Source organism: Micromonospora noduli (genome assembly GCF_003264365.1).
GTDB lineage: Bacteria > Actinomycetota > Actinomycetes > Mycobacteriales > Micromonosporaceae > Micromonospora > Micromonospora noduli.
This window is the reverse complement of record NZ_PYAK01000104.1, coordinates 1-9,293: the sequence shown is the minus strand read 5'-3', so window position 1 is coordinate 9,293 and position 9,293 is coordinate 1. Positions and strand designations below refer to the sequence as shown.

Sequence of the window (9,293 nt, the reverse complement as noted above, 5' to 3'; positions counted from 1 at the left end):
GCCCCGGCTCGTCGACGAGTTCCGGCACCGGGACGCCGCCACCGGCGCGGAACGGCGGATCAACGCCCGCGCCGCCGTCCGCCCGCTGTCGCCGGCAAGATCGCGCAACATCCTGGTTGTAGTGGCTTCCTGGCGTTCCGTGGCCACTACATCCTGGTTCGAGTGCGATCTTGGTGGCAGTGGGCGGCCAAACCGGGGTCCGGTCTCCTCGGGGGCGGGGTTCGTCGTCAAGATCCGAGCAACATCAGGGATGTTGCTGTCTCCCGCGTGTCGGAGGCAGCAACATCGGGGGAGTTGCGGAGATCTTGGCAGCGCGGGGCGCGGGGCGCGGGGCGCGGGGCGCGGGGCGCGGGGCGCGGGGGCGCGGGGCGCGGGGGCGCGGGGGCGCCACGAGGCCGAGCGGCCAGGCGGTCAGGCGGTGACTGCCACCGGGGCGGCGGCGTCGGCCGGGGTGGCCTGGGGGGCCGACGTGACCGCGCGGCGTTCCCGGGTGGACCACTGCACCGACAGGGCGGCCAGCAGCACCAGGCAGGAGCCGAGCATGTGCGTGCCGACCAGGATCGCCGGCACGTGGGTGAAGTACTGCACGAAGCCGATCAGGCCCTGACTCAACTCCACGGCGACCAGGATGATCGCGGCGCGGGTGGCCCGCTGCGCACCGACGGCGCGGAACGCGAAGATCAGCGCCACCGACAGCCCGATCAGCAGGAAGACCCCGTCGGCGTGCACCTGCGAGATCGTCTCCGGGTCGAGCCCGTTGCGGGCGGCGCCGTGGTCGCCGGCGTGCGGGCCGCTGCCGGTGACCCAGGTGCCGACGACGAGCACGGCGACGGTGACGCCGGTGGTGACCCGGGCCAGCGCGCGCAGCGGTGCGGGCACCACGGCCACGGTAGGGCCGTCGGGGTCGCCGATGCGTCGCCAGAGGGCATACGCGGCGGCGATCACGGCCATCGAGGCGAGGAAGTGCAGCCCGACCACCCACGGGTTGAGGTTGGTCAGCACGGTGATGCCACCGATCACCGCCTGGGCGGGGATGCCCAGGAAGACCGCCACGGCCAGTACTAGGAGCCCGGGTCGGCGGGGTCGGTGGGCCAGTACGGCCAGTACGGTGGCCAGCGCGATCAGACCCACCGCGAAGGTCAGCATGCGGTTGCCGAACTCGATCACCCCGTACACGCCCATTTCCGGCGTGGTGACGTAGGAATCGTCGGTGCACCGGGGCCAGGTGGGGCAGCCGAGGCCCGAGGCGGTCAACCGGACGGCCCCGCCGGTGACGACGATGCCCACGTTCGCGATGATCGAGGCGAGCGCGAGGCGGCGCAGCAGGATGCCGGAGACCGGACGGACGATTCGGTTCACGGCGCAAATCCTACGCACCGTAGTGATCGAGGTTCGTCCGACTCCGTCGGCTCGGTGGTTGGGATCACCGGGGCCCGGGTTTGCGACCCTCCGGGTAATTACGTAACGTTGGCGTTGTGAAATACGCGGCGGCGCTCTCCGGGCACCAACCGACGGCCGTACCGGCCCTCGGTGCGTCCGCCTCCGCGCCTGCCGTGACCACGTCGGCCGGCCTCGCCGGGCCGGCGGCGGCCGAGGTCTCCACCCGGGATCGGGTCACCCAGCTGCTGCTGGAGCAGGGTGCCACCACCGCCGCGCAGCTTGGCGCGGCGCTCGGGCTCAGCCCGGCGGCGATCCGCCGGCACCTGGACGCGATGCTTGCGGACGGTGACGTGTACGCCCGCGAGCAGCCCGTGCAGGGCAGTCGCGGTCGGGGGCGCCCGGCCAAGGTGTTCCTGTTGACCGAGGCCGCCCGGGTCCGCTGTGGCACACACCACTACGACAACATGGCCACCGCCGCGCTGCGCTGGATCGCCCGCAGCGGCGGCTCGGACGCGGTCGAGGCGTTCGCCACCGAGCAGGTGTCGGCTCTCGAGTCCCGTTGTCGGACGGCCATGGAGGACGCCGGCGACGACCCTCTCGCCCGAGCCGAGGCACTCGCCGCAGCGCTCACCGGCGAGGGTTACGCTGCCAGTGCGACCACGATCGCCTCTGGCGGCCAGCTCTGTCAGCACCACTGCCCGGTGGCGCACGTGGCCGCCGAGTTTCCTCAGCTGTGCGAGGCCGAGACCGCGGTCATCTCCCGTCTGGTCGGCACCCACGTGCAGCGTCTGGCCACCATCGCGCACGGCGACGGGGTGTGCACCACGCACATCCCGACTCAGCCGGGCCGCGCTCAATCCGGTAATCCCGTAACCACTGTGAGGACAGATAGATGACCGAGCAGATCGTCCAGCCCCTGACCCAGGAAGAGCAGCTCGCCGCCCTGGGCCGGTACGAGTACGGCTGGTCCGACCCGGACGCCGCCGGGGCGGTCGCCCAGCGCGGCATCAACGAGGCGGTGGTGCGGGACATCTCGGCCAAGAAGAACGAGCCGGCGTGGATGCTCGACCTGCGGCTGAAGGGCCTGCGGCTGTTCGGCCGTAAGCCGATGCCGGCCTGGGGCGCGGACCTCACCGGGATCGACTTCGACAACATCAAGTACTTCGTGCGGTCCACCGAGAAGCAGGCCACCAGCTGGGAGGACCTGCCCGAGGACATCAAGAACACCTACGACCGGCTGGGCATCCCGGAGGCGGAGAAGCAGCGGCTGGTCGCGGGTGTCGCGGCGCAGTACGAGTCGGAGGTCGTCTACCACAAGATCCGCGAGGACCTTGAGGAGCAGGGCGTCCTCTTCCTGGACACCGACACGGCGCTGCGCGAGCACGAGGACGTCTTCAAGGAGTACTTCGGCACTGTGATCCCGGTCGGCGACAACAAGTTCGCCGCCCTGAACACCTCGGTGTGGTCCGGTGGCTCGTTCATCTACGTGCCGAAGGGCGTGCACGTCGAGATCCCGCTGCAGGCCTACTTCCGGATCAACACGGAGAACATGGGCCAGTTCGAGCGGACGCTGATCATCGTCGACGAGGGTGCGTACGTGCACTACGTCGAGGGCTGCACCGCGCCGCTCTACTCCTCCGACTCGCTGCACAGCGCGGTCGTGGAGATCATCGTCAAGAAGAACGCGCGCTGCCGCTACACGACCATCCAGAACTGGTCGAACAACGTCTACAACCTGGTCACCAAGCGCGCCGTCTGCCACGAGGGCGCGACCATGGAGTGGGTCGACGGCAACATCGGCTCCAAGGTGACCATGAAGTACCCGGCGGTCTACATGACCGGCGAGCACGCCAAGGGTGAGGTGCTCTCGGTGGCGATGGCCGGCGAGGGTCAGCACCAGGACGCCGGCGCGAAGATGGTGCACGCCGCGCCGCACACCTCCTCGACCATCGTGTCGAAGTCGATCGCCCGTGGCGGCGGCCGCACCTCGTACCGGGGTCTGGTGCAGGTGCTGGAGGGTTCGCACCACAGCCGGAGCACTGTCAAGTGCGACGCGCTGCTGGTCGACACGATCTCCCGCTCGGACACCTACCCGTACGTCGACATCCGTGAGGACGACGTGTCGATGGGGCACGAGGCGACCGTCTCCAAGATCAGCGACGACCAGCTCTTCTATCTGATGAGCCGGGGTCTGAGCGAGGACGAGGCGATGGCCATGATCGTGCGCGGCTTCATCGAGCCGATCGCCAAGGAGCTCCCGATGGAGTACGCCCTGGAGCTCAACCGACTGATCGAGCTTCAGATGGAGGGCGCGGTCGGCTGACGCCGCCCGCCCTACCGAGCACCTGACACCGTCGTCGTAGAACAGACCAAGGAAGAAATGACTACCCAGGCTTCCGCGCCGCCGCCCAGCACCAAGTCGCAGGCGCTGCGCTCGTACGACGTCGCCGACTTCCCGGCCCTCACCGGCCTGGAGGAGGAGTGGCGCTTCACCCCGCTCAAGCGCCTCCGCGGCCTGACCAGTGACGCGCCGGCCGCAACCGGCACGGTCCGACACGAGTACGGCGACCTGCCCGAGGGCGTCGCCATCACCCGGGTCGGCCGTGACGACGAGCGGGTCGGCAGCGTGCTGACCCCGGTCGACCGGGTCAGCGCGCTGGCCTACGGTGCCGCCGCGGACGCCCTGCTGCTGCGGGTGGCCCCCGACGTGGTGCTCGGTGAGGCGGTGCGGCTGCGGGTGGTCGGCGAGGGCGTCGGGCAGCCGGCGTTCGGTCACACGTTCGTCGAGGTGGGCCGGTTCGCCGAGGCGACAGTGGTGCTGGAGCACGTCGGGTCGGCCACCCTGGCCGATAACGTCGAGGTGGCCGTGGCCGACGGCGCGAAGCTGACGCTGGTCACTGTCGCCGACTGGGCCGACGACGCGGTCCAGGCCCAGCACCTGAAGATCAAGCTGGGCCGGGACGCCAAGGTCATCCACATCCAGGTCTCACTGGGTGGCGACCTGGTCCGGCAGTTCACCAGCGTGGAATACACCGGGCGCGGTGGCGAGGCCGAGCTGTACGGCGTCTACTTCGCCGACTCCGGCCAGCACCTGGAGCACCGGCAGCTGGTCGACCACAGCATCCCGGACTGCCGCAGCTACGTCGGCTACCGGGGCGCTCTGCAGGGCGAGAGCGCGCACACCGTCTGGGTGGGCGACGTGCTCATCCGGGCCGAGGCGACCGGCACCGACACGTACGAGATCAACCGGAACCTGCTGCTCACCGACGGCGCACGGGCGGACTCCGTACCCAATCTGGAGATCGAGACCGGCGAGATCGCCGGCGCCGGCCACGCCAGCGCGACCGGCCGCTTCGATGACGAGCAGTTGTTCTACCTGATGGCCCGGGGCATTCCGGAGAGTGAGGCCCGCCGGCTGGTGGTGCGTGGTTTCTTCGCCGAGCTGATCAACAAGATCCCGGTGGAGTCGCTGCGCGAGAGCCTCGGCGACGCGATCGAGGCCCGGCTGACCAAGGCGGGCGCTTGATGATCCGCATCTGCTCCACCGAGGACGTGCCGAAGGGCACCGCGATCAGCGCGGATGTCGACGGCACGCCGATCGCCCTGGTGCACGGCGAGGACGGCGGCTTCTACGCCGCGTACGACGAGTGCTCGCACGCCTCGGTCGCGCTCTCCGAGGGTGAGGTCGATGGCTGCACGCTCGAGTGCTGGCTGCACGGCTCGCGCTTCGACCTGCGCACCGGCGAGCCGACCGGCCTGCCCGCCACCGAACCCGTCCCCGTCTACCCCGTCGAAGTCCGCGACGGCGACATCTACCTCAGCCTGACGCCGAGTAATGGAGTGACCCGATAATGAGCACCCTGGAGATCCGCGACCTGAAGGTGTCGGTCAAGCTGCCCGAGGGTGAGCTCAAGCCGATCCTGGCCGGCGTCGACCTGACCGTGAAGTCCGGCGAGACCCACGCGATCATGGGCCCGAACGGCTCCGGCAAGTCCACCCTGGCGTACTCGATCGCCGGTCACCCCAAGTACGAGATCACCGGTGGCACGGTGACCCTCGACGGCGAGGACGTGCTGGCCATGACGGTCGACGAGCGCGCCCGCGCCGGCCTCTTCCTGGCCATGCAGTACCCGGTCGAGGTGCCCGGCGTCTCGGTGGCGAACTTCCTGCGGACCGCGAAGACCGCCATCGACGGCGAGGCGCCGAAGCTCCGTACCTGGGGCGGCGAGCTGCGCGGTGCGATGGAGCGTCTCCAGATGGACCCGGCGTTCGCCCAGCGCAACGTCAACGAGGGCTTCTCCGGTGGTGAGAAGAAGCGGCACGAGATCGTCCAGCTGGAGCTGCTCAAGCCGAAGATCGCGATCCTCGACGAGACCGACTCCGGTCTCGACGTGGACGCGCTGCGCGTGGTCAGCGAGGGCGTCAACCGGGTCCGCGACACCGGCGACACCGGCGTGCTGCTGATCACCCACTACACCCGGATCCTGCGCTACATCAAGCCGGACTTCGTGCACGTCTTCGTGGCCGGCCGGATCGTCGAGCAGGGCGGCCCGGAGCTGGCCGACAAGCTCGAGGCCGAGGGCTACGAGCGGTACGCCGCCGGGGCCGGCACGGCCAAGGCCTGAGCGGGAGAGGCGCTGCCGAGATGACCAGCATCGCGATCCCCCCGGGGATGCCGCAGTACGACGACGTGCCGCGTTTCGACGTGGCCCGGGTGCGCGCCGATTTCCCGATCCTCGGTCGGGAAATCAACGGGCACCCGCTGGTCTACCTCGACAGCGCCAACACCTCGCACAAACCCCGCCAGGTGCTCGACGTGCTCGACGAGCACTACGCGCGGCACAACGCCAACGTGTCGCGCTCGGTGCACACCCTGGGCACCGAGGCCACCGAGGCGTACGAGGGAGCGCGGGCGAAGATTGCCGCGTTCATCAACGCGCCGAGCACCGACGAGGTGGTGTTCACGAAGAACTCCACCGAGGCGATCAACATCGTGGCGTACGCCTTCTCGAACGCCTCGCTGCGCCCGGACGCCGATCCCCGTTTCCGGCTCGGTCCGGGCGACGAGGTGGTGATCTCCGAGATGGAGCACCACTCGAACATCGTCCCGTGGCAGTTGCTCTGTGAGCGGACCGGCGCGACTCTGCGCTGGTTCCCGGTCACCGACCAGGGGCGGCTGGACGAGTCGGGCCTGGAGGATCTGGTCACCGAACGGACGAAGATCGTCTCGCTGGTGCACATGTCCAACATCCTCGGCACTGTCAACGCCACCTCCCGGATCGCCGCGCGGGTCCGCGAGGTGGGCGCGCTGCTGCTGCTGGACTGCTCGCAGTCGGTGCCGCACCTGCCCATCGACGTGGTTGACCTGAACGCCGACTACATCGTCTTCACCGGCCACAAAATGTGCGGTCCGACCGGCATCGGTGTGCTCTGGGGCCGGGGTGAGCTGCTGGCGGCCATGCCGCCGGTCTTCGGCGGCGGCTCGATGATCGAGACGGTCAGCATGGCCCGCTCGACGTTCGCCGCGCCGCCGGCCCGTTTCGAGGCGGGCACCCCGCCGATCGCCGAGGCGGTCGCGCTCGGTGCGGCGGTCGACTACCTGACCGGCATCGGGATGCAGGCCATCCAGTGGCACGAGAAGGAGCTGACGGCGTACGCGCTGGAAGCTCTCGGCTCGGTGCCGGATCTGCGGATCTTCGGTCCGACCGTGCCGGTGGGCCGGGGCGGCACCATCTCGTTCGCACTCGGTGACGTGCACCCGCACGACGTGGGTCAGGTCCTCGACTCGCTCGGCGTGCAGGTGCGGGTGGGCCACCACTGTGCCAAGCCGGTGTGCAGCCGGTTCGGCGTTCCGGCCATGACCCGGGCCTCGTTCTACCTCTACACCACCACCGAGGAGATCGACGCTCTGGTGGCCGGTCTGGAGCAGGTGCGGAAGGTGTTCGACTGATGCAGCTCGACCAGCTCTACCAGGAGATCATCCTGGACCACTACAAGCGCCCGCACGGGCGTGGCCTGCGCGATGCCGACGACCCGGGCGACCAGGTCGCGGAGGCGCACCACGTCAACCCCACCTGCGGTGACGAGGTCACCGTCCGGGTGGCCACCGACGGCACGGTGCTGCACGACATCTCGTACGACGGGATGGGCTGCTCGATCAGCCAGGCCTCGGCGAGTGTGCTGCACGAGTTGCTGCGTGGTCGGGGCGCCGGGGAAGCATTCGAGGTGCACGAGGCGTTCGTGGAGTTGATGTCCGGACGTGGTCAGGTCACGCCGGACGAGGACGTGCTCGGTGACGGGGTTGCTTTCGCGGGTGTGGCCCGTTACCCCGCCCGGGTCAAGTGCGCGCTGCTGCCGTGGATGGCGTTCAAGGACGCCGCGGCACGCGCCGGTGTGGGTGTGAGCCCGGAGGTGAAGGCGTGACGGTGCGTCAGCGAGCGAATGACACAGTGGTGCCCTGTGGCATCACACAGCGATGCGGAGGGACGGCATGAGCGAGAACACCGCCACTGAGGCGACGCCGGAGGCCGGTGACACCACAGTGGTGCCGCAGACCGACGCCGCGACGACCGATGACACCGGTGACGCCGCCGCTCCCGCGGGCGGCGTCAGCAAGGCGATGATCGCCGACATCGAGGAGGCGATGAAGGACGTCGTCGACCCGGAGCTCGGCATCAACGTGGTCGACCTGGGCCTCGTGTACGGCGTCCACGTCGACGACGAGAACGTCGCCACCCTGGACATGACGCTCACCTCGGCGGCCTGCCCGCTGACCGACGTCATCGAGGACCAGACCCGGCAGGCCCTGACCACCGGCCCCGGCGGCGGCCTGGTCAACGACATCCGGATCAACTGGGTGTGGCTCCCGCCGTGGGGCCCGGACAAGATCACGGACGAGGGTCGGGACCAGCTCCGCTCCCTCGGCTTCAACGTCTGACCTGATCCCACTTCGTCGAGCGCGGTACCCGTCCGGGTACCGCGCTCGACGTGTTCCAGGCCCGCAAGAAAGTAGTGGAACGGATCGTTCCGGTCTGATAGGCTGAGTTCATCGAACGGAGCGGAATATTCCGATCCGGAGGCGGGTGGGGAAGCTCGCCGGAGCCGGCAGAGAGGGCAGGACGATGAGCGAGATGGCGGCGGGGCAGTGGCGGACCGTGCTCGAAGAGGCGCACGAGGCGCTTCGGACGGCAGTCGAGGGGGTTCCGGCCGACGCCTGGGAGCGGCCCACCCCGTGCGAGCGGTGGAACGTCACCCAGGTGCTTCAGCACGCGGTCGGCGACCAGCTCGCCTTCGCGGCGGCGATCGACGGCGGGCCGGGGCCGACGGAGGACCCGTTCGCGCCCTCCGGTCGGATCGACGGTGACAAGCTCGCCGGCCTGCGCACCGCCCTCGACGCGTCCGCTCGGGCCTGGAAGCGTGTCGCCGAAGACGCCCCGGAGGTGCCCACGCCGCTGCCCCAGGGCAAGCTGCCGGCCGAGGTCGGCGCCGTAGCGTGCGCCCTGGATGCGGCAGTGCACGCCTGGGACATCGCGGTGGCCACCGGCCAGCCGTCCCCGCTCGGCGCCGAACTGGCCCGCCCCCTGCTGGTGGTGGCCCGGCAGATCGTCGAGCCGCTGCGGGCCTACGGCGCGTACGCCCCGGCGATCGACCCCGCTCCGGAGGCCGACGAGGTCGCCGCCCTGCTCTCCTACCTCGGTCGCGATCCCCGACTGACCGCCTGACGTTCGCCTTTGCCCGGTCGGCCGACTCCCGAACAACCCAAGATCTTGCTCGATCATTGATGTAGTGGCCTCGGTGCGTCGCCGAGGCCACTACATCCTGCTTCGAGCACGATCTTGGCGCGGGGCGCGGGGCGCGGGGCGCGGGGCGCGGGGCGCGGGGCGCGGGGAAAATCGGTGGCGGGGGCGCGGGTC

General features: G+C 70.0%; 10 protein-coding genes. 9 read left to right on the top strand and 1 reads right to left on the bottom strand.

Features of this window, described 5'->3' with window-relative positions; translation table 11 throughout:
• Positions 1-411 precede the first annotated feature (411 nt).
• Positions 412-1,377: a COX15/CtaA family protein gene (locus GUI43_RS32520; protein ID WP_170158815.1), complete on the bottom strand. Its 966-nt coding sequence runs from the start codon at positions 1,375-1,377 to the stop codon at positions 412-414.
• Positions 1,378-1,475: 98 nt separating this feature from the next.
• On the opposite strand from GUI43_RS32520, the gene GUI43_RS32515 reads away from it, so the two are divergent.
• From GUI43_RS32515 to GUI43_RS32475, 9 genes are all read left to right on the top strand, one after another.
• Complete coding sequence (locus GUI43_RS32515) at positions 1,476-2,276, top strand: helix-turn-helix transcriptional regulator (RefSeq protein WP_428842241.1); 801 nt, start codon at positions 1,476-1,478, stop codon at positions 2,274-2,276.
• Positions 2,273-3,703, top strand: coding sequence for a Fe-S cluster assembly protein SufB (sufB, locus tag GUI43_RS32510; RefSeq protein ID WP_074312771.1), 1,431 nt, complete (start codon positions 2,273-2,275; stop codon positions 3,701-3,703). The genes GUI43_RS32515 and sufB overlap by 4 nt, the downstream gene beginning before the upstream one ends.
• 57 nt (positions 3,704-3,760) lie before the next feature.
• Positions 3,761-4,906: a Fe-S cluster assembly protein SufD gene (gene sufD / locus GUI43_RS32505; protein ID WP_112700623.1), complete on the top strand. Its 1,146-nt coding sequence runs from the start codon at positions 3,761-3,763 to the stop codon at positions 4,904-4,906.
• The gene (locus tag GUI43_RS32500) at positions 4,906-5,232 is read left to right on the top strand and encodes a non-heme iron oxygenase ferredoxin subunit (RefSeq protein WP_091403693.1); all 327 of its coding nucleotides are present in this window, start codon (positions 4,906-4,908) and stop codon (positions 5,230-5,232) included. Before sufD ends, GUI43_RS32500 begins: the two co-directional genes overlap by 1 nt.
• The gene (gene sufC, locus GUI43_RS32495; protein WP_007462702.1) at positions 5,232-6,005 is read left to right on the top strand and encodes a Fe-S cluster assembly ATPase SufC; all 774 of its coding nucleotides are present in this window, start codon (positions 5,232-5,234) and stop codon (positions 6,003-6,005) included. Before GUI43_RS32500 ends, sufC begins: the two co-directional genes overlap by 1 nt.
• A gap of 20 nt (positions 6,006-6,025) precedes the next feature.
• Positions 6,026-7,330, top strand: a complete 1,305-nt coding sequence (locus GUI43_RS32490) for a cysteine desulfurase (RefSeq protein WP_112700621.1) — start codon at positions 6,026-6,028, stop codon at positions 7,328-7,330.
• The gene (sufU, locus tag GUI43_RS32485; protein ID WP_091403700.1) at positions 7,330-7,803 is read left to right on the top strand and encodes a Fe-S cluster assembly sulfur transfer protein SufU; all 474 of its coding nucleotides are present in this window, start codon (positions 7,330-7,332) and stop codon (positions 7,801-7,803) included. The genes GUI43_RS32490 and sufU overlap by 1 nt, the downstream gene beginning before the upstream one ends.
• Positions 7,804-7,870: 67 nt before the next feature.
• On the top strand, positions 7,871-8,317 hold the full coding sequence (locus tag GUI43_RS32480) for a metal-sulfur cluster assembly factor (protein WP_112588604.1): 447 nt from the start codon (positions 7,871-7,873) through the stop codon (positions 8,315-8,317).
• A 184-nt stretch (positions 8,318-8,501) separates the two neighbouring features.
• On the top strand, positions 8,502-9,101 hold the full coding sequence (locus GUI43_RS32475; protein WP_112700619.1) for a TIGR03086 family metal-binding protein: 600 nt from the start codon (positions 8,502-8,504) through the stop codon (positions 9,099-9,101).
• Positions 9,102-9,293 lie beyond the last annotated feature (192 nt).